We start from the raw sequence: 20,417 nt of genomic DNA, 5'->3' as shown, positions 1-20,417 counted from the left end.
ATTATGGAGGCCCCTTCGGGGGGTGTCAGGGGCCCGGAGCGGTCACCCGATCAGCCCAGCCGGGGGATCTCGATCGCCGGGCAGCGGTCCATCACCATCTCCGCTCCGGCGGCCCGGGTGCGGGCGTAGGCCGCCTCGTCGACCACGCCGAGCTGGAACCAGACCGCCTTCGCGCCCTTGGCGACCGCCTCGTCCGCGACGGCCCCCGCCAGATCGCTGTTGACGAAGACGTCCACCACGTCCACGTCGAAGGGGATGTCCGCGAGCGAGGCGTACCCCCGCTCCCCGTGCACCGTCTCCGCCTTCGGATGGACGGGCACGACCCGCTTGCCGAAGCGCTGGAGCACCTCGGCGACGCCGTAGGCCGCCCGCCGCGGGTTCGTGGACAGCCCCACCACCGCCCAGGTGTCACCCAGCTCGGTGAGAATCCTGCGGATCGTTGCCTCGTCGCCGTACACGGCGGCCTCCTTCGGTGGACGGACATCGCACGACGCCGAACGGCGTCCATCCGCTCAACATCGGACGGGCCGCACCGATTCCGCACCCGGGACTGCGCGAGGGGCTCGGTCCGCCTACGCTCGGGCGCGTGCTGCGCATCATCGACGCCCGAACCGGCGAGCCCGTCGTCGCCGCCCCCGTCCGCCGTGGCCTGACCCGCGTCGAGGCCCACGCCTCGGGGTACGGCACCGGAACGCTCCGGGTCCTCCTCGTGGCCGACCTCGTCGTCCGGGTCCTGGAACTCGGCGGTACGTCCGTCCTGCCCGTGCTGACCGGCGAACGCGAGCAGGCGGAGCTGCGGGCCGCCGCCACGACGCTCGGCGTCCGCCCCTTCGAGGACGCCCGGGACCTCTCCGGCGGATTCGGCGAGGCCCAGGCCGTACACGTGGCGGCGGAGGACGGCGCCGAGACGGCGGCGGGGGAGGGCGTGTGGGTCCCGGTCGCGGCCGTGCGGCCGGACGCCCGCGCCGGCGCGGCCCCGGAACCCGCCGCGCTCCGCCTCGCCCTGCTCTCCCACCACCACCGCGCACCCGCCATGCTCGACCCGGCCGCGCTGGACAAGGCCGCCACCACCCTCGCCCGCTGGCGCCGGGCCGTCGCCGGCTGGGCGCGGAGCCCGTCCCGCCCGGTCCCCGACGACCTGCGCGGGCAACTGCGGACCGCCTGGGAGGACGACCTGGACCTGCCCGCGGTGCTGCGCGTGCTGCGCTCGGTGGAGGAGGCCGGGCCCCGGCTCCCGGACGGCGCCCGCTTCGAGACGTACGCCTACGCCGACCGACTCGTCGGCCTCGAACTCACCCGCGACGTGGGAGCCCCGGCATGAGCCGCGATGTGAGCCCCGGCATGAGCCCCGAGGTGAGCGCCTCGGCCGGGCCGCCGCGCCGGCTGGTCGTCCTGCGGCACGCCAAGTCGGCCTGGCCGCAGAGCGTGCCCGACCACGAGCGGCCCCTCGCCCCGCGCGGCCTGCGCGACGCCCCGGCCGTCGGCCGCGCGCTGGCCGACGCGGACTGTCTCCCGGACCTCGCCCTGTGCTCCACCGCCGTACGCGCCCGCCGGACCTGGGAGCTGGCCTCGGCCGAGTGGGAGACCCCGCCGCCGGTCCGGTACGACCCGCGCGTGTACGCCGCCGACGTACCCGAGCTGCTGGCCGTGGCCCGAGAGACGCCCGCCGAGGTCCGCACCCTGCTCCTGGTCGGACACAACCCCGGCCTCCAGGAACTCGTCCTCGACCTGGCCGGGGACTCGCTCGACGACGCCCTGGAGCCGGTCCGGGTGAAGTTCCCGACCTCCGCCGTCGCGGTCCTGGCCTGGCACGCGCCCACCTGGGCCGACCTGGCCCCGGGCGCGGCCCTGCTGACCTGGACGGCCGTGCCCCGGGGTCGCAAGGACGGCGGCTGAGGCGGCACCGGCGACGGCATAGGCTGGGCCGATGCAGGACGAGTACCGCACCGTCGCCCGCCGGGGCGTCCACGAGACCGAGGTCAACCGCTCCCGCTTCCTGTGCGCGCTCGCCCCGGCGGCCACCGAACAGGAGGCCCAGGCGTTCCTCGCGGCCGTCCGCAAGGAGCACGCCGACGCCACCCACAACTGCTGGGCCTACGTCATCGGCGCCGACGCCTCCGTCCAGAAGGCGAGCGACGACGGCGAACCCGGCGGCACCGCGGGCGTCCCGATGCTCCAGATGCTGCTGCGCCGGGACATGCGGTACGTCGTCGCCGTCGTCACCCGCTACTACGGCGGGGTCAAGCTCGGCGCCGGCGGTCTCATCCGCGCGTACGGCGGCGCCGTCGGCGAGGCCCTGGACACCCTCGGCACGATCACCCGCCGCCGTTTCCGGCTGGCCAGGGTGACGGTCGACCACCAGCGGGCCGGCAAGGTCCAGAACGACCTGCGCTCCACCGGACGTGACGTCCGTGACGTCCGCTACGGCGAGGCGGTCACGATCGAGATCGGCCTCCCGGACACCGAGGTCGACGCCTTCCGCGCCTGGCTCGCGGACGCGACGGCGGGGACGGCGGGGTTCGAGGTGGGCGGGGAGGCGTACGGCGACGCGTGAGGGCGGCTTGCGGTACGCCCCCGCTCAGGAGGGCGACGGTTCCGGGGTGAGACTCTCCTCGCCGATCTGCCTGCCGGACTGGTAGATGGTGACGACCCCGTCGTGCACCTCGTAGCGGTACGGGTCGTTGCGCGCCGTGTAACCGTCGCCGGTCTCCTCCGCCTTCATGGCGATGCCCTGCTCGCGCCGGTCGCTGAACTCGCCGAAGTAGTAGAGCGAGCCCGACGCCGTACGGCACAGGGTGATCTGCTTGTTCTTCGTGCGGAAGGCCTCCACCAGCTCGGCGTCCGCTCCGCCGGGCAGTCGCGCGGCGATGCGCTCGGGGCAGGGGGTGGACCGGACGGTCCGTGCGTCGTCCTTCGACGAGTCGCCGCTGTCGAAGCTGTCGCACGCCCGGCCGGCCAGCGAGAGCAGACCGAAGACCACGACGAGCCCCAAGCAGCCGCTGGAGCAGCCGGACTTCTTCTTGGCGGGCGCCGGCGCCGCGGGACGGGGCGGCGGCACATACGCCGGCCGGGGCCGGCGACCGGTGGGGGCGGGGGGTGGCGGGGGTGGGTGAGGCGGGCGTCGCCGTGGGCCGGTATCCCGTGGTGGGGGCCGACGGGAAGAAGACCGCCTCCTCGCGGCGGGTACGGCTCGTGCCGGAGCGGCCCGCCGCCCTCGGAGTCGTCCGGGGCGTCGAGGAGGCGGCCGACGCCGGTTTCGGGGCGGGCTTGCGGGGCGGCGTCCGGCGGGGGGTGGTGGTCTTCTTCGCGCCGGTGCGCCGGCCGAGGAGGAGGGGGAGGAGGCCGACGGTTTCGAGGCCTTCGCGGTCGTCGAGGACTTCGTGGCGGACGGCGGCTTCGGCGGGGGCTTCCTCGCCGCGGCCTTCCAGGCGGTGCCGCACGCGATGCAGGACAGGTCCGTACGCGCGTTGTTCGTGTCGCACAGCGAGCACTGCCAGGAGGCGGGCGGACCGGAGGTGCCGGGCCGCTTCGCGGCGGGCCTCCCGGTGGATCCGGCGGGCGTCTTCGTGGACGGTTTCGCACCGGACTTCGGCCCGTCCGCGGCTGCCGGCCTGGGGCGGGCGGCGGCAGGGGGCTTCGGTGGCGAGGACCGAGGGGACGACGGGGTGCTGGACGGCGTGCGCGTTCCCGGGCTGCTCCGGGTGCTGCGCCGGGTCCCACCGCAGCCGTCGCAGGACGCGTCTCCCGGGTCGTTGAACGTGTCGCAGTCCGCGCACTGCCAGTTGGCCGATGCCGCCACCTCCGTACCCCCTCCCTCTCGTCTCTGTGTGGTCAGTCGCCGGCGACGTGGGCCAGGACGGCCCCGAAGAGTTCCTCCGACGCCGCTCCCGCGGGCGCCACGAGCCACTCCCGGGAGTCCAGGGGAACCCGCTGCAGTCCGGTCTCCTCGGCCGCTTCCTCCGAGTCCTCCGCGCGCTCCGCGTGCTCCGTCTCCTCCGCGCCCTCCGTCTTCGCCTGCTGCTCCGGTACGGCGTAGCGCCGTCGCAGCAGGTCGGTGTACTCCTCCGCCTCCTGCAACCGGTCCGCCGGGACGTCCACCCGGGCGATGAGGAGGCCGGGGGTGGGCCCTGCGGGGAACCGCAGGTGGAACAGCCACTGGGACAGACCGTCCGGGCCCTGGGGGACCAGCTGGATGCGGGTGCAGTGCTTCACGTTGGACTCGACGATGCCGTACTGGCGCCACAGGAAGACGAGATGGCCGTCGTCCTGGCAGTGCAGCTGGAACTCGGGCCAGTCGAGCTTCACAGGCTGTTCGCGATCGTCTCGATGATCTCGTCCATCTCGAACTCCTCCAGACCTTCGCCCGCCTTGGACGCGAAGTGCAGCGTGAGGTCCCACTCCTCGGCGATCGGGTCGGACCAGGGGGCGAGGTCCGGCGCGAACAGCACCAGCCGCTTCGCCGACTGCTCCATCACGGCCGTCTGGCTGCGCGCGTACCCCCACTGCTCGAACAGGTCGTCGAGGCTGCGCGGGATCTGTGCCGGGTAGGACGGGGCGGAGACGCCCACCGTGCCCAGCGGGTGGGCCGGGGCGTCCGTGAACATCACGATGACGTGGCGCCTGCGGTCCAGACCCGTCTCCCAGGGCGAGTTGATCGCCAGGGCCAGCGCCTCCAGACCCGACTCGGGGATGTCACCGCCGCCGCCCGCGTCGATGCCGCGCACGAAGCCCTCGAAGTCCCGTGCCTGGCCGGGCAGATGCAGGAAGTCGGTCTGCTCGATGGCGTCGGAGGCGTTGTCGCCGAAGTCGCGGAAGGCGATGACCTTGAGGCGGAGCTGGCTGATCGCCTTGCCCTTCTTGGCCATCACGTCGTTGAGCCGGTCGTGGAACTGCAGTGCGCTGTTCTTGACGGTGTCGAGGACGGGGAACATGCTGCCGGTCGCGTCGATGCACAGCACGATGTCCACGGCGTACTGGAGGTTGCCCTGGTACTGCTCGATGTTGCTCATGCGGAGTCTCCTGGGTGGTGCGGGCGGGTGGGGGACGAGGTCACGAAGAGCCGCGGTCGCGGTCGCGCCTGCGGTCGCCGAGGTTGATCCGGACGCGGGAGGCGCGTGGCGCGGGGACATCGCCCGACGGCGGCGGACTCGCGGGGCGGGCGGGCGGCGGGGAGTCCGGCGCGGTCGGCGGCGTGGCGGGTCTGTCGTCCGTGGCCGCGGGCGGCCGACCGGGTTCCGTCGCGGGCCTGGGGACACGGGGTGCTCCACCGCTCCCGCCCGGACGTCCCGCCGACCTCATCGTGGACTTGATCCGGCTGGTCCGCGGCCCGGTGCCCGAAGACGCCGTCGCGCCGGAGGACGTGGTGCCGGACGACGCCTTGGTGCCGGAGGGCGTGGTACCGGACGACGTCGTGGTGTCGGAGGACGTGGTGGCACCAGAGGATTTGGTGGTGTGCGGGGACGGCGTCCGGCCGCCCGCCGCGCCGCCGGACTTCGGCCGGGTGGCCGTCGAGGGCCGGGTGCTGCCCGGGCGCCGGTGCTGCAGGGCACACACGCTCGGGTCGGACAGCGTCTTGAGGAACGTCGCCATGCGCGGCCGGCCCGCCGGAGCCCGCCCGGTCATCGAGCGGACCAGTCCGAGCATCGTGTCCGAGAGCCGGATGTCCAGCTCGAGCTGCTCGCCCGCGTCGACCGCGTCGGCCGGAGAGCCGTACCGCTTGTCGTGGTGCGGGAGTTCGCCCGTCAGGTACAGGTGGGTCATCAGGCCCAGCGCGAACACGTCCACCGCGCAGGTCAGTTGCTCCCCGCCGACGGATCCGTCGTCCCGCATGTAACGGCGCCACTCGGGAGCCCCGTACAGCGAGTCGCCGGCTATCTCCTCCGGTCCCGGCGGGTCCCCGGCGACGTAGGAATCGTCGAAGTCGATCAGTTTCGCGGTGTGGAAGGCGGCGCCGTCCCGCTTCTGAACCAGTACGTTCAGGGGTTTGAGGTCGCCGTGCACGATGCCGATGTCGTGGAGCTGCTTCAGGCTCATCCCGAGCGTCTTGAGCAGCACCATCTTCTGCCGGGGCTCGAGACTCTGGGGCTTCTCCAGGCTGGACGTGTCGATCCGCTCGGTGACCTTGTAGTACGTGCTGCCCTCGTGGAAGAAGTCGGTGGCGAGCACGAGGTTGCCGCCGCCGCGCGCGTCCGGGCGCAGCCGCTTCATGATCGTCCGGTGCCGCTCCTCGAACTCACGGGCGAGCTGGCGGCGGATGCGCAGACTCGGAGTGTCCCTCGTGTCGTCGTCGCGGGGCCGCTTGGGCTCCAGGAACCGTTTGACGAAGTACTGGCCGCCGTCCTTCTCGGCGAACGCCCAGACGCATTTGCCGCCGTTGGCGTTCGTGGGCTCGCTGGTGATGCGGTAGCCCCCGATGACATCGCCCTTCTTCATGCGCGCTCCTCGGGTGCGGGGGGCAGGTGGGTCTCGTATCCGGCGCGGTAGGCGTGCCAGGTGGTGTCCTGCCACTCGCGGACGCGGGCCGGGAGGCCCGCGCCGTCCGGCGCCGCGGAGGCCGTGCCCGCCTCGGGTGCGGGGGAGAACCGGTCCAGCCCGTGGGGCCGGGTGCGTACGTAGCGGTCGTGCAGGTACGTGAGCCGGTCGGCGAACCGGGTGCGCAGGCTCGCGAAGTCGCGGTAGCCGAAGGCGACGAGGGCCAGGGACGCGTCGTCCGCCGTGTACCCCACGACCTCGCGGCGGATCCGGTCGGCCCACTCGTCGACGGAGCCCGCCTCGAGCAGGGTGCGCAGCAGCACCCACTCGAAGTCGGCCGGCGTGTGCACATAGCCGAAGAACCCGTCGGAGGCGGCCAGTACGACGCAGGGCAGTGGGTACTCCAGCCGGTGGCTGTCGATCACGAACTCCCGGTCGGCACAGACCAGGTTGGTCATCGGCGGGTCGGAGCGCAGGAGTTCGAGGGCGTCGCTCTCCCTGGTGTGGTCGCGGGTCAGCACGTGCAGCCCGGTGTCGGGGCGCAGGACGTACGCACGGGAGTCACCGGCCCACAACGAGTGCAGCTCCAGCCGCTGTTCGTCCCCCGACGCAGGCACGGTGTAGTGCACGGCGGCCAGGGTGGTGGGCAGTTGGCGGCGCATGGTCCCGCCGATCTTGCTGCGGCGCTGCGGTGCCGCCGCCAGGAAGTACTCCAGGTACTCGCGCAGGGTTTCCGGCGTGACCTCCGCGTCACGGGTCGCCACGTCGCGGAACCAGCAGTCGGTGGCCAGCCGGGCCACCCGGGCGCCGACCCAGGCGCTGGTGCGCTGGGTCCCGTCGGGCGCCTGCCAGACGGGTGCGGCACCGGCGCGCCGGAACCGTCGAAGACCGCGAGCAGTCCCCGGGTGCCGGTCAGGTGGTGTGCGACGAAGGGTTCGGCGTCCTCTCCGCGGCCCGGCACCTGCTCGGTCCACACCGAGAGCGCCTGAAGCCCTTCCCGGTCCTCGCACCAGATCCGCTGCGGCACGGAGCGCTGCGCGGCCTCACGGGGATCCCCCGGGGTCCGTGCGCGCGATCCGTCCGCGGCGACCGGGCCGGACGGCGGCGGAGCCGGAGCCTGCGGTGTCGATGCCGGCGGCCAGGGGGACGGCGGTGGGCCACCGGCCGGGCGCGCCGGGTAGCCGGGCGGGCCGAGAGGCGGTCCGGCCGGGGCCGGGTACCGTGCCGCGCGGTCATGGTCGGTCATCGTCGCTCCCCGTCGTGCGTGCCGCTGCCGCCCCCGCGGGGCCGCTTGGCCGTCCCGCGGACCCGGCTGACCCGGGGCCCGGCGTCCTCGCCCCGGCCGCCCTCGGAGGACCGGCCACCTTCCGGGGTACGGCCCCTGTCAGCGGCGTCGTCGCCGGTGCGCCGCCGCTCGTCCGGCGCCGGACCGCCCGTGGACGGCCCGTCGTCGGGGTAGCGGGCCGCAGAGGTGCGGCGTGCCGGGCCGGTCCCCGGGACGGGCGCCCGCCCCACCGTCGCCGGTGCGCCACCGGTCGTCGTGGCGATCCCCGGTGCCGCCGGCGGCACCCGTGCCGCCGGAGACTCCGGTGTCCGGCAGTGGTTCGTCGTCGGCGGCCCGCCGAACCGGGGCCGGGCCGGGGCGCCGCCGGTGATCCGGGGCCGGGGCCTGGCCGGCCGATCCTCTCGGGGCGCCGGCTCGGGCGGCCGCCGGGTGTCGTCGTACCGCCCCTCCTTCACCACCTCGCCCGTGAGCGGCGCGCGTTCGTCGTCCTCGGCGGTGCCGGGCTCCAGGGCTCGGGCCAGGCTGCCGCGGAGCCGGCCACGCCGGGTGGCGGTCTCGAACAGCCCGTCGCCGTCGCGCAGTACCTCCTCCAGCACGGCGCGTTCCAGCTCCGCCTGCTCGAAGGGCTCCCGGTCGGCGTCGCCCCGCTCCAGGACCATGCGCATGACCTCGCGCCGGACCTCCCGCTTCTCCGCCTCGCCCTTCTCGATCCAGGCGAGGGCGGCGCGCGGGCCCTCCTTCTCCATGATGTCGGCGATCAGGCCGTCGACGCCCTCCTCCCGGATCATGTCCAGGTGGCGCCGGCGCCGCATGCCGTCCAGCCGGGTCTCCCGTACGACGTCGCGGAACTCGCGTCCGCTCGCGACGATCTCGTCCTCGTCGACGAGCAGTTCTATCTGTACGTTGCGCAGCCGGATGGCGTCGTCCCCGCCGAACCCGGCCAGCGCCGTGTTGAGCGCCCGCTCGGCCTCGTGGAACTCGGCGATGTCGTAGTCGCGGGCGACCGAACGCAGTGTCCTGCGCAGATGGCCGTACAGCGCGCCGCTCATGTCGCGGATGCCGCGGCCGACCACCTCGGCGGGGTCGGCGACCTTGCACACCAGGTCGACCCGGCTGCGGAAGGAGAACGTGGGATCGCGGCTGAGCAGGGGGATGTCGAGGATCAGGCGGTGCTCGGTCATGTCGACCGTGAAGACGCTGCGGTACGTCCCGAAGCGGGACGACGGGATCTCCTCGCCGTTGCGGATCGTCAGCGAGGGTCCGCTGTCCCGGACGAGGACCAGGGCCCGGCCGGGCGCCGGTGGCCGCAGCGGGTTCGTCAGACGCCACTTGGGCAGGTCCTCACTGCCGAGAACCGGATCGTAGGTCTGTTCCTCCATGTCGCCCCCTTTCTCTTCTCTTCGCTCTGCTTCTCTGTACTTCTTCGTTTCTCTGTCGCTTTCCGGCGGTGCCGTTCGGCCGTGGTGTTCGGCCGTGGTGTTCGGCCGTGGTGTTCGTCGTGCCGGTCGTGGACGCCGTCGGCGGGTCGCCCCGGGGCCTGGCGGTCACCGGCCGTGGTCGAGGGCGCGCCGCAGGCGGGCGGCGTTCTTCGAGGGGTGGTCGCGGTCGCGCGCCCACTTGTCGAGCCACCACTCCAGCCGCTCGCGGTGACGCCCGGGCCGGCGGGCGACGGAGGCCAGAAGCTGGGCGATGGCGTCGAGCGCGCCGGGGCAGCGGTCGGCATACGTGTCGATCCACTCGTGGAGGGCTTCGAGGGCGGTGTCCTGCACGGGCCGGCGCGCGAGGGCCCGGGCCCACAGCTCCGCGAGCCGTTCGTGGTGCCGCGGCAGTTCGCTCAGCAGGACGGGTACGGCCGGGACGCGCACGCCGCCCGACGGGGGCGACGTGGGGCCGGTGACCGGCGGTTCGTAGGGGCGCGACACCGCGAACACGAAGGCGGACAGCGTCTTGACGACCAGCGGGGACAGGTCCTGCGGCTCGGACCATGCCAGGTAGGCGTCGAGCAGGGGCGCCGTCTGTCCCTGCTCGACGAGGTGGACGCCGCCCCAGGCGACCGCGGGCAGGGTGCCCCAGTCGTCGCCGCGGTCCAGCGCGTCGTGCAGCACGGCCACGGCCCGCTCGGGCGCGGTCCGGCCGAGCAGTCCGCCCACGGTGTTGGCCGCGGTGCCCGCGAGCCGCCGCTGCTGGGCGGAGGATCCGCCCCGCGCCCAGTGGTGCAGCAGGCTCCACACGGCGTCGGCCGTCTCCGGGCGGCTGCCCGCGACGCCCAGCGCGGTGGCGGCGGCCTGCCGCAGGGGCCAGGAGGTGCTGCCCGCCCAGCCGGTCAGGAAGCGGTGGACGGCGTACTGGGGGTCGGCGAGGGCCAGCACACCCGCGGCGACCGCGGCGCGGGCGCGCACCTCCAGGTCGGGGTGGCTCAACAGGCGGCGCAGCCAGTCCAGTACGGCCTCGCGGCGTCCGTCGAGCGCGTTCCACGCGTAGCCGAGGATGGTCTGGGCCAGCAACCCGCCGCGGAAGCGCACCCGGGGCGGACCGGCGGCGAGGCCCGCGCCGGGGGGCAGGTACAGCTCGATCCACTGCTGCTCGTGACCGAGCCGGTCACCGAACCGGAGGTCCGGCGGGGCGAGTTCGGGCTGCGCGAGTGCGGCGCGCAGTTTCACGGCGGCGTCCGCGACCGTGAGGTAACCGCTGTCCTCCAGGACGGCCGCGGCGAGTGCGAACGCCACCGCCTCGGGTTCGCGGAAGCGGTTGAACCAGGCACGCACCTGCTCGCTGGGATCACGCAGCCGGGCCACCTCGGCCACCATGTCGCCGTCCGCGCTGATGACGGAGGCGAGGCGGGCGGCGTTGCGGACCGCGGGCTGCTCGCGCAGGGCGAGGGCGGCGCCGGTACGTTCCAGCAGCGCGTGCAGGTCGGCGTGGGCGTCCGGGCTGCCGCCGTGGCCGAGGACGCGCCGCTCCACGACGGCCACCGGATCGACGGGCGTGAGCGGATGGCGGGCGAGGTGCTCGCCGCCCGGCCCGGCGGCGAGCACCTCCAGGTCGTGTCCGCCGGTCAGCACCAGCAGGCTGTCGGAGTCGCGCAGGGCGGCGACGACGGCGGTCCACTGGGCGACGCTCCGGGCACCTCCGCCGCCGAACGCGGAGGTGAACCCCTCCACCGCGGCCGGGCCGTCGTCGAGCACAGCGAGATAGCCGGAGTGCTTCACCGGCGGCGCCCAGCCGGGCTCCAGCACCGCCGACGGCATCAGCAGCCGGTGGCAGCCTCCGGCACCGCTCCCGTCGATCGCCAGTGCCTCCCCGAGCAGGTTCACGGCGGCGGCCTCGCGTCCGCTGCCGGGCGGGCCGGTGAGGACCAGCAGCCGTCGCTCGCGCAGGGCGTCCACGGCCTCCTCGTACCCGTCGGGCTGCACGAACAGCTCGGTGTGGGCGGCGAGTTCGGTCGGGTCGAGGGCGACCACGGACGCTCCGCCCGGCCCCGGTTCGGGGCGCGCGCGCCGCCCGCGTGGAAGCCGCCGCCGAAGCTGACCGTCTCGTTGAACAGGGCCAGCGTGCCGATCCGGGTGCCGGAGGCGTCGGCGTTGAGCCGGCGGGCGATCTCGTCGGCGATCGCCCCCGCCCGCAGCGCTTCCTTCCGCTCGGGGTCCTCGTGACCGCCGCCCCCGACGAGGGAGCGCAGGGCGTCCTGCTCGCTGACCGGGCCGTCCCGTTCGTCGACGGGGGTGCGCGGCTCGTCGACGGCCGCCCCGCCGTCCCTGTCCTCGTCCGGCGTGTCCCTCGTGCCGGGCGGCGGCGAGCCGTCCTTGGCCTTCTTGGCGTCCTTGGCGGAGTCCCGCTCGGGTCCCACCGCCTCCCGCGGCGGTCCGCCGGAGCGCTCCCCGGGCCGGCCCCCGGCGCGGGGGCCCTCGGTGGAGATGTCCTCACTCATGATCTGCTCTCAGGTCCTCGTAACTGCGGGGCGGAACCGCGCGCCGCTCGTCCACGCGCGCGGTGCCGGCCGAACACGGTCCGGCCGCGCGGGCTCCCCGTACGGCTCCCGCCCGCACCAGCGGGTCACGATCGCGGCCCGCGCGACGCGCGCCTGTCGCGCCTCCGGCGGGTGGGGCCCTACGACGTCGTCCAGTTCCCCTGGACCTCGACCTTGCCGTTGAACACCTGGGCGTTCTTGATGAGCGCGGCGCTGATCTGCGCGCCGGACCGGCCCTGTGCCGCGACGGCCTCGTCGACCATGCGCCGGATCTCCGTCTCGAAGCCCGCGTCGAGGAGCATCTGGGCGGCGAGCTGCCGCTCCAGGTCCTGCTGGGCGCTCTCGTCGTCGGGGGCGGTGGTCACCCGGTCCAGGGCGTCCTCCGCCTCGGGGTTGCCCCGGAAGCGCGCGCGGATCCGCTCCACGAGACGCGCCCCGCCGTTCCAGCCGGACCGGCCGGCCTCCTGTCCTGCCGTCTCGAGCGCGCCCTTCACCACGAGCGCCACTCCTGCCGCCGCGACGGCTGTCACCGGATCCATGCCGTTCCCCCGTGTCCCCACCAAAACAGGTGAGCAAATTTAGGGGGCGGGCGAGCAGTACGGAGTGCTTCCTCTCACATTGACCGAAAGTCGCCGAACCGACCGCCCTACTGGCCTGGAATGATGAAACAAAGAGCAACTTATCAGACAAAAAGGGTGGCTGGAACCGGACTTACGGGAGTAACCGCACGTGCTGTCGGACCCTCCCGTTACGCTCGGGGATCATGAGGCTCCTGCACACTTCCGACTGGCATCTCGGCCGGGCGTTTCACCGCGTGAACATGCTCGGTGCCCAGGCCGGATTCATCGGCCACCTCGTCGCCGCCGTGCGCGAGCGCGAGGTCGACGCCGTGGTCGTGTCGGGGGACGTGTACGACCGGGCGGTGCCGCCGCTCGCCGCCGTCGAGCTGTTCGACGACGCCCTGCACCGCCTCGCCGATCTGGGCGTGCCCACGGTGATGATCTCCGGGAACCACGACTCCGCGCGGCGGCTCGGCGTGGGTGCCGCACTGATCGGCCGCGCGGGCGTCCATCTGCGGACCGACCCGGCCGCGGCCGGCACCCCGGTGATCCTGCGGGACGGCTTCGGCGACGTCGCCTTCTACGGGTTGCCCTATCTCGAACCCGCCCTGGTGAAGGACGAGTTCGGGGTGGAGAAGGCCGGGCACGAGGCCGTGCTAGCCGCCGCCATGGACCGGGTGCGCGCCGACCTGGCGGAGCGCCCGCGGGGGACCCGCTCGGTCGTCCTCGCGCATGCCTTCGTCACCGGCGGCCGGCCCAGCGAGAGCGAGCGGGACATCACCGTCGGCGGGGTCGCCTCGGTGCCCGCCGGTGTCTTCGACGGCGTCGACTACGTGGCGCTCGGGCATTTGCACGGCTGCCAGACCCTCACCGAGCGCGTGCGCTACTCCGGCTCGCCGCTGCCGTACTCCTTCTCGGAGGCCGACCACCGCAAGACCATGTGGCTCGTCGACCTCGACGCCGACGGAAGGGTCGCCGCCGAGCGGATCGACTGCCCCGTCCCCCGCGAGCTGGCCCGGCTGCGCGGCACACTGGAGGACCTGCTCGCCGAGCCGGGGCTCGACCGGTACGAGGGGGCGTGGGTGGAGGCGACCCTCACCGACGCCGTGCGCCCGGCCGACCCGATGGCCCGCCTCACCGAACGCTTCCCGCACACCCTCAGCCTCGTCTTCGACCCCGAGCGCACCCCGGCCGACCCGGACGTGTCCTACGCCCGGCGCCTCGCGGGCCGCACCGACCAGGAGATCGCCGAGGACTTCGTGGCACACGTGCGCGGTGCGGGCCCCGACACGCGCGAACAGGACGTGCTGCGGGACGCCTTCGACGCGGTGCGCGCGGACGGCACGGTGCGGGAGGTGCCGCGGTGAGGCGGGGGAAGGCCGTCGGGGTGGCGCCGGGACCGGGCTGCCCGGCCGCGGGTTCGCGCGGCCCCGGCGCACTCCTGGTTGCGGGGGTGTCTGCTGACAACGGGTTCCGGGCCGGGGAGGCGTCAGGTCACGTTGCGCTCTCCGTCTTGGGGGCGTGTGCTGACGACGGGTTCCGGGCCGCGGTGGTGTCCGACCACGTTCCTCATCCCGTCTCGGTGGCGTCCGACCACAATCCGCTTTGCGTCTCGGTGGCGTCCGACCACAATCCGCTCCGCGTCTCGGTGGCGGCCGACCGTAATCCGCTCCGTGTCCCAGGGGCGTCTGCCCACGATCCGCTCCCGGTTCCGGGACCTCTGACCGACGACCACCGGGGGGACGCTCGATGAGGCTGCACCGGCTCGATCTCACCGCCTTCGGGCCCTTCGGCGGTAGCCAGAGCGTCGACTTCGACGAGCTGTCCGCCGCCGGGCTCTTTCTGCTGCACGGGCCCACGGGCGCGGGCAAGACCTCCGTCCTGGACGCCGTGTGCTACGCGCTCTACGGCTCCGTCCCGGGCGCCCGGCAGAGCGCGCAGGGGCTGACCCTGCGCAGCGACCACGCAGCTCCCGGCGTCCGTACCGAGGTCACTCTCGAACTCACCGTCGCGGAAAGGCGGTTGGAGGTCACCCGGCAGCCGCCTTGGGAGCGCCCCAAGAAGCGCGGCCGTCCCGGCACCACCGTCGACAAGGCCCAGAGCTGGCTGCGCGAGTACGACGCCGTCGCGGGGGTCTGGAAGGACCTCAGCCGCTCTCACCAGGAGATCGGCGAGGAGATCACCCAGCTGCTCGGCATGAGCCGCGAGCAGTTCTGCCAGGTCGTGCTGCTGCCCCAGGGCGACTTCGCGCGGTTCCTGCGCGCCGACGCCGAGGCGCGCGGCCGACTGCTCGGCCGCCTCTTCGACACCCAGCGCTTCGCCGAGGTCGAGAAGCGGCTCGCCGAGCGCCGGCGTTCGGCCGAGGCACGCGTGCGCGAGGGCGACACGGCCCTCCTGGCCGACGCGCACCGCATGCAGCAGGCCGCCGGCGACGCCATGGAGCTGCCCGAGCTGGCGCCGGGCGAACCGGGCCTGGCCGAGGCCGTGCTGACCGCCGCCGCCGTGGCCCGCGGCACCGCCCGTGAGCAGCTCACGATCGCCGAGTGCGGCCGCCTGGCCGCCGAGTCCGCCCAGGCCGCCGCCGAGCGCGCGCTGGCCGACGTACGCGAACTCGGCCGGTTGCAGCGGCGGTTCGCCGAGGCGCGGGAGCGGGCCCGGCTGCTGGAGGAGCGGGCCGGGGCGCACCGGGAGACGCAGGCGAGGATGGAGCGGGCGCGCAAGGCGGAGGCGGTGGCGCCGGCCCTGGAACTGCGGGAGGCCGCCGACGCGGAGCACCGCAGGACGCCGCCGCCGAGGCACGCGCGCCGCCGGGCTGCTGCCGGAGGAGTACGCCGACGCCGGCGCGGCCGGGCTGGCCACCGCCGCCCGACGGGCCGCGGAGGAGCTGGGCGGGCTGGAGTCGGCCCGCCGCGGTGAGCGACGGCTGGCCGGACTGCTCGCCGAGCGCACCGACCTGGACCGGCAGGAACGCGCCGACGAGGATGTACTGGCGGAGACAGAGGGCTGGCTCGCGGACTGGGAGACGGCCCGTGCCGCGCTCCAGGAGCGGGTCGAGTCCGCGCAGGAGGCCGCGACCCGCGCCGAACAGCTCGCCGGGCAACGCGAACCCGCCCGGCGTCGCCTGACCGCGGCCCGGCTGCGCGACCAGCTCGACCGCGACAGCGACGACGCCCAGCGGCAGGCCCTCGCCGCCGGTGAGCGGGCGCTGGCGGCCCGCGACCACTGGCTCGACCTCAAGGAGCAGCGGCTCAACGGCATCGCCGCCGAGCTGGCCGCCACCCTGCGCGACGGCGAACCCTGTGCCGTCTGTGGCGGCACCGACCACCCCGCCCCGGCCCGCAAGGTCGCCGGACACGTCGACCGCGAGGCGGAGGAGCGGGCCCTCGCCGCCTACCAGCGCGCGGAGCAGGACCGCGAGGAAGCCGAGCGCGACCTCGGACGCGTCCGGGAGAACCTCGCCGCCGCCCGTGCCGAGGCCGGTGACGCACCCACCGACCGACTCGCCGCCGAGGCGGAGGAGGTGGAGAGCGCGTACGGCCTGGCCCGCCGGGAGGCCTCCGCGCTGCACCCCGCGCGCGAGGAGTTGCGGCGCGCCGAACAGGAGCACGAGCGCCGCACCGCCGCCCAGCGGGAGGCCGCCGTCAGGGCCGCCTCCCGGGTGGGCCACCGTGAGCGGCTGGAGCGCGAACGCGCCGCACTGGAGGAGGAGTTGGCCGAGGCGCGGGGCAGCGCCCGGAGCGTGTCCGCGCGCGCCGAGCAGTTGGAGCGGCAGGCCGCCCGGCTCACCGACGCGGCGGAGGCCGCCCGCGCCGCCGAGGAGAGCGCCGGCCGCCTCAAGGCCGCCGACGGACGCCTCGACGAGCCGCCTTCCGGGCCGGCTTCGACACCCCGCAGGCCGCCGCCGACGCCCTCCTCGACGAGGCGGCCCACCGAGAACTGCAACACCGCCTGGACGCCTGGCAGTCCGAGGAGGCCGCCGTGCGGGCCGTCCTCGCCGAGCCCGATACCATGGCCGCCGCCCAGCGGCCCGCCGTCGACCTCGCCGCGGCCGAACAGGAGGCCGGCCGGGCCGCCGAACGGCTGCGCCGGGCCGCCTCCGTCCAGGACGAGGCCGCCCGCCGCTGCGCCGAACTCGACCGCCTCTCCGCGCGCGCGGCCGACGCCGTACGGCGGCTCGCGCCGCTGCGTGAGGAGTACGACCGGGTGGCCCGCATGGCCGGCCTCACGGCGGGCACCTCGGCGGACAACGAGCGCAAGATGCGCCTGGAGGCGTACGTGCTGGCCGCTCGCCTGGAACAGGTGGCCGCCGCCGCGACCGTCCGCCTCCAGCGCATGTCGTCCGGGCGCTACACCCTCGTGCACTCCGACGACCGGGCCGGGCGCGGCCGCAGCGGGCTCGGGCTGCACGTGGTCGACGCCTGGACCGGACGCGAGCGGGACACGGCCACGCTGTCCGGCGGCGAGACCTTCTTCGCCTCCCTCGCCCTCGCGCTCGGTCTCGCGGACGTCGTCACCGACGAGGCGGGCGGGGTCCGGCTGGACACCCTCTTCATCGACGAGGGGTTCGGCAGCCTCGACGACCAGACGCTCGACGAGGTCCTCGACGTCCTCGACTCCCTGCGCGAACGCGACCGCAGCGTGGGCATCGTCAGCCATGTCGCAGATCTGCGGCGGCGCATCCACGCCCAGTTGGAGATCGTGAAGGGACGGTCCGGCTCGGTGGTGCGGCAGCGCGGTCAGTGACCGAGCGGGCGCCGGGGCAGGGGCGAGGAGTAGACGACGCTGGTCGTCACCGACCCCAGGGCGCCGATCTTGCCCGTCAGCTCCTCCAGGTGCCGCATGGAGCGGGCGGCGACCTTGATGACGAAGCAGTCGTCGCCCGTGACGTGGTGCGCCTCCAGGATCTCGGGCGTCACCGCCACCAGGTCGTGGAAGGGCTTGTAGTTGCCGTTGGGGTAGCGCAGCCGCACGAACGCCAGGATCGACAGGCCCAGCCGCTCCGGGGCCACGACCGCCGCGTACCCCTGGATGACGCCCGCCTCCTCCAGCCGCCGCACCCGCTCGGTGACCGCGCTGGCGGACATCGACACGGCCCGCGCCAGATCGGCGAAACTGGCCCGGCCCTCACGCTGGAGAACCTCGAGGATGCGCCAGTCGGTGGCGTCCGGGGAAAACACGGTCATCCCCGAGGAATACCAGGGGAATCCCCGGCCCGGCAAGATCCATGCCGGGGAACGCACCTTCAGTCGGGCCGTCCGCGGCCGTAGATTTCTGGTCATCGCCACCACGCAGAGAGGCCCTCGGATGACCGCCACCAGCTCCGCCGCCCCGAACGTCACCACGCCCGCCGCCGACCGCGTCCTGCGGTTCGCCCCCGCCGCCCCGTCCGACGCCGCCGCCTTCTTCCGGGCCTCGCTCGTCTTCCACGCCGACGTCTCCGACGTGGCCGCCGCGCTGGAGGCCGGCGGCGACCCCGGCTTCGCCGTCCTGGACTCCCGCTCCACCGAGTCCTGGGACCAGGGCCACATCCCCGGCGCCGTCCACCTGCCGACCGCGCTCATCGCCGAGCAGGCCGGCCAACTCCTCGACAAGGACGTGCCGGTGGTGACGTACTGCTGGGGACCCGGCTGCAACGGCGCCACCCGCGCCGCCCTCGCGCTCGCCGAACTCGGCTACCAGGTCAAGGAGATGCTCGGCGGCTTCGAGTACTGGGCGCGCGAGGGCTTCGCGTTCGAGACCTGGCAGGGCTCCGAGCGGCGCGACGCCGACCCGCTCACCTCGCCGGCGGAAACGGCGGAATGCGGTTGCTGACCAGCGAGCGCGCTGTTTCGGCCCCACCGGGGGCGCGGCGGCGCCCCCGGGTGAGGGACGGGAAGGGGCGGCGGGGCCGAGCGAGGACCACGCCGATCCCAGCGGAGCCGCCGCCCCGGCCCGCCCGCGCCCCGGGTCAGCTTCCTTCCGGGTCCCCCGGGTCAGCCCTTCCCGGTTCCCTGGGCCAGCCCTTCCCGGGTTCCTGGGGCAGACCTCCGCGGGTCCCCGGGTCAGCCCTCCGGGTCCACGGGTTAGTCCTCCCCGGGTTAGCTCCCCTCCGGGTCCCCGGGTCAGCCCTCCCCGGGCCAGCTCCCCTCCGGGTCCCGCGGGTTGGTCCTCCCCGACTTAACCCTCCCGGGGTAGCCCTCAGTCGGGTCAGCCTTCTCCGGGCCAGCTCCCCTCCGGTTGCCCGGGGTAACCCCCAGCCGAGCCAGCCTCCCCAGGCCACCCCGGGTCCCCCGGGGTAGCTGCCCGCCGGCTCAGCCCTCCCCGGACGCCCCCGAAGCCGGCACGCCCCTTACCGGGCCGGCACGCCCTTCCCCGTCCCCGAGCCACCGGTACACCGCCCCCGAGCCACCAGCACACCGCCGAAAACCGACGACGCGTCCCGCCGCCCGCTCGTCAGAGCTGCGCCAGCTCGTCCACCAGGTCGTCCAGTCCCAGCGATCCCTGCGAAAGGGCCGCCATGTGCCACGCCTTGAGGTCGAAGGCGTCGCCGTGGCGCTCACGGGCCCGCTCGCGGCCGAGCAGCCAGGCGCGTTCGCCGAGCTTGTAGCCGATCGCCTGGCCGGGGATGCTCAGATAGCGGGTCAGCTCGCTCGCCACGTAGTCCCCGGGGCGGCTGCTGTGCGCGTTGAAGAACTCCTCGGCCAGCTCCGGCGTCCAGCGCTCGCCCGGACGGTACGGGGAGTCGGCCGGGATCTCCAGCTCCGCGTGCATGCCGATGTCGATGATGACGCGCACGGCACGCAGCATCTGAGCGTCCAGGTAGCCGAGCCGCTGCTCGGCGTCCGTGAGGAAGCCCAGTTCGTCCATCAGGCGTTCCGCGTACAGCGCCCAGCCCTCCACGTTGGCGCTGACCCCTCCCAGGGTGGCCTGGTAGCGGGAGAGGTCCTTGGCCACGTAGGTCCACTGGGCGAGCTGGAGGTGATGTCCGGGGACGCCCTCGTGGTACCAGGTGGAGACGAGGTCGTAGACCGGGAAGCGGGTCAGGCCCATCGTCGGCAGCCAGGTGCGGCCGGGGCGGGAGAAGTCCTCGGACGGAGGCGTGTAGTAGGGGGCCGCTGCGCCGCCGGGCGGCGCGACGCGCGACTCGACCTCGCGTACCGGCTCGGCGAGTTCGAAGTGGGTGCCGTCCAGCGCGTCGATCGCCTGGTCCATGAGGCCCTGGAGCCAGTCACGGACCGCGTCGACGCCCTCGATGTGCTTGCCGTGCTCGTCGAGGTGGGCGAGCGCCACCCACGGTGTCGCGGCGCCCGGCAGGATCTTCTCCGCCTCCTGCCGCATCTCGGCGAGGATCCGGTGGTACTCGGCCCAGCCGTAGGCGTACGCCTCGTCGAGGTCCAGGTCGGTGCCGTTGTAGTAGCGCGACCAGCGGGCGTAGCGCTCCCGTCCGACGGTGTCCGGGGCGCCGTCCACGGCCGGCACGTACACGTCCCGCATCCAGTCCCGCAGCTCGGCGAGGGCGGCGTTCGCGGTCCGGGCCGCCGCGTCCAGTTCGGCGCGCAGCGCCTCGGGGCCGGCCGAGACGAAGTCCTCGAACCAGCCGCGGCCCGAGCCGTCGGTGTCCGTCCATTCGGTGAGCTGTCCGACGAAGGTGGCGGCCGGGCGGGGAGGTCCGTACAGCTCGCGTTCCAGACCGAGTGCCAGGGACTCCCGGTAACCCGCCAGCGCCGCCGGCACCGCGCGCAGCCGCTCGGCGATCGCCGCCCAGTCCGCGTCGGTCTCCGTGGGCGTCACGGTGAACACCTCGCGCACGTGATGGGCCGGCGAGGTCAGGTTGCTGACCTCGCGCAGGCCCTCGTCGGCGTCGTGGACGGCGAGCTGGGCGGTGAGGCGCTCGCGCAGCAGGCGTGCGCACCGGCGCTCGATGTCACTGTCCGCGCCGGGCGCGTGTTCCGCCTCGTCGAGCTTGGCGAGGGTGTCGCGCGCGAGCTGCGCGCGCGCTTCCTGGCCCGCCGGCGAGAAGTCGGGCAGACGGCTGGAACTCTCGCGCACACCGAGGAAGGTGCCGGTCACCGGGTCGAGGGCGATGAGGTCGTCGACGTAGGCGTCGGCGACCTCACGGGGCAGCGGGCTGTTGGTCTGTGACATGGGCACCATC

Annotated in this window: 16 protein-coding genes and 1 pseudogene; 6 read left to right on the top strand and 11 right to left on the bottom strand. The window is 74.4% G+C overall.

The features are described from left to right. Positions 1-50 precede the first annotated feature (50 nt). A complete protein-coding gene (locus BM536_RS18555) occupies positions 51-458 on the bottom strand; it encodes a CoA-binding protein (protein WP_073498963.1) in 408 nt (135 codons plus the stop codon). Between the two features lie 128 nt (positions 459-586). Between BM536_RS18555 and BM536_RS18550 the strand changes: the two genes are divergently transcribed. The 3 genes from BM536_RS18550 to BM536_RS18540 are packed head-to-tail and all read left to right on the top strand — an operon-like array spanning position 587 to position 2,554. After that, positions 587-1,321: a hypothetical protein gene (locus BM536_RS18550; RefSeq protein ID WP_094103487.1), complete on the top strand. Its 735-nt coding sequence runs from the start codon at positions 587-589 to the stop codon at positions 1,319-1,321. After that, entirely contained in the window at positions 1,318-1,896 is a 579-nt protein-coding gene (locus tag BM536_RS18545; RefSeq protein WP_245873640.1) for a SixA phosphatase family protein, read from the top strand. Before BM536_RS18550 ends, BM536_RS18545 begins: the two co-directional genes overlap by 4 nt. 31 nt (positions 1,897-1,927) lie before the next feature. Continuing rightward, the gene (locus BM536_RS18540) at positions 1,928-2,554 is read left to right on the top strand and encodes a YigZ family protein (RefSeq protein WP_073500205.1); all 627 of its coding nucleotides are present in this window, start codon (positions 1,928-1,930) and stop codon (positions 2,552-2,554) included. Positions 2,555-2,578: 24 nt separating this feature from the next. Here BM536_RS18540 and BM536_RS18535 read toward each other — a convergent pair whose 3' ends face one another. The 8 genes from BM536_RS18535 to BM536_RS18500 all read right to left on the bottom strand — a co-directional run bounded on the left by BM536_RS18535 (position 2,579) and on the right by BM536_RS18500 (position 12,262). Further along, on the bottom strand, positions 2,579-2,992 hold the full coding sequence (locus BM536_RS18535; protein WP_143650948.1) for a hypothetical protein: 414 nt from the start codon (positions 2,990-2,992) through the stop codon (positions 2,579-2,581). 839 nt (positions 2,993-3,831) lie between these two features. After that, positions 3,832-4,305 (bottom strand): hypothetical protein, encoded by a 474-nt coding sequence (locus tag BM536_RS18530; RefSeq protein WP_073499849.1) that lies wholly within the window; start codon positions 4,303-4,305, stop codon positions 3,832-3,834. Then, positions 4,302-5,009: a vWA domain-containing protein gene (locus BM536_RS18525; RefSeq protein ID WP_073499852.1), complete on the bottom strand. Its 708-nt coding sequence runs from the start codon at positions 5,007-5,009 to the stop codon at positions 4,302-4,304. Before BM536_RS18525 ends, BM536_RS18530 begins: the two co-directional genes overlap by 4 nt. A gap of 40 nt (positions 5,010-5,049) precedes the next feature. Then, a complete protein-coding gene (locus BM536_RS18520) occupies positions 5,050-6,432 on the bottom strand; it encodes a protein kinase domain-containing protein (protein WP_245873639.1) in 1,383 nt (460 codons plus the stop codon). Beyond that, a complete protein-coding gene (locus tag BM536_RS18515; RefSeq protein ID WP_073499851.1) occupies positions 6,429-7,271 on the bottom strand; it encodes a hypothetical protein in 843 nt (280 codons plus the stop codon). The genes BM536_RS18520 and BM536_RS18515 overlap by 4 nt, the downstream gene beginning before the upstream one ends. Positions 7,272-7,713: 442 nt before the next feature. After that, positions 7,714-9,135 carry a hypothetical protein gene (locus BM536_RS18510; protein ID WP_094103226.1) on the bottom strand — a complete coding sequence of 474 codons (1,422 nt, stop codon included), beginning with the start codon at positions 9,133-9,135 and terminating at the stop codon, positions 7,714-7,716. A 165-nt stretch (positions 9,136-9,300) separates the two neighbouring features. Beyond that, positions 9,301-11,217, bottom strand: coding sequence for a hypothetical protein (locus BM536_RS18505; protein WP_094103225.1), 1,917 nt, complete (start codon positions 11,215-11,217; stop codon positions 9,301-9,303). A 646-nt stretch (positions 11,218-11,863) separates the two neighbouring features. After that, a complete protein-coding gene (locus BM536_RS18500) occupies positions 11,864-12,262 on the bottom strand; it encodes a hypothetical protein (protein WP_073498885.1) in 399 nt (132 codons plus the stop codon). 224 nt (positions 12,263-12,486) lie between these two features. Between BM536_RS18500 and BM536_RS18495 the strand changes: the two genes are divergently transcribed. Both BM536_RS18495 and BM536_RS18490 read left to right on the top strand, forming a co-directional pair. Continuing rightward, positions 12,487-13,650 (top strand): exonuclease SbcCD subunit D, encoded by a 1,164-nt coding sequence (locus BM536_RS18495; RefSeq protein ID WP_094103224.1) that lies wholly within the window; start codon positions 12,487-12,489, stop codon positions 13,648-13,650. Positions 13,651-14,032: 382 nt separating this feature from the next. Further along, positions 14,033-17,026: pseudogene (locus BM536_RS18490) on the top strand (AAA family ATPase). Here BM536_RS18490 and BM536_RS18485 read toward each other — a convergent pair. Then, positions 17,020-17,466, bottom strand: coding sequence for an Lrp/AsnC family transcriptional regulator (locus BM536_RS18485; RefSeq protein ID WP_073498881.1), 447 nt, complete (start codon positions 17,464-17,466; stop codon positions 17,020-17,022). The pseudogene BM536_RS18490 and the gene BM536_RS18485 overlap by 7 nt on opposite strands. Positions 17,467-17,587: 121 nt before the next feature. Between BM536_RS18485 and BM536_RS18480 the strand changes: the two genes are divergently transcribed. Continuing rightward, positions 17,588-18,094, top strand: coding sequence for a rhodanese-like domain-containing protein (locus BM536_RS18480; RefSeq protein ID WP_094103223.1), 507 nt, complete (start codon positions 17,588-17,590; stop codon positions 18,092-18,094). Between the two features lie 621 nt (positions 18,095-18,715). On the opposite strand, the gene BM536_RS18475 is transcribed toward BM536_RS18480, so the two are convergent. Next, complete coding sequence (locus tag BM536_RS18475) at positions 18,716-20,407, bottom strand: DUF885 domain-containing protein (protein ID WP_073494815.1); 1,692 nt, start codon at positions 20,405-20,407, stop codon at positions 18,716-18,718. Positions 20,408-20,417 lie beyond the last annotated feature (10 nt).

This window comes from Streptomyces phaeoluteigriseus, from assembly GCF_001896135.2.
GTDB lineage: Bacteria > Actinomycetota > Actinomycetes > Streptomycetales > Streptomycetaceae > Streptomyces > Streptomyces phaeoluteigriseus.
The sequence above is the reverse complement of the archived record's forward strand: the minus strand, read 5'-3'. Positions and strand labels throughout refer to the sequence as shown.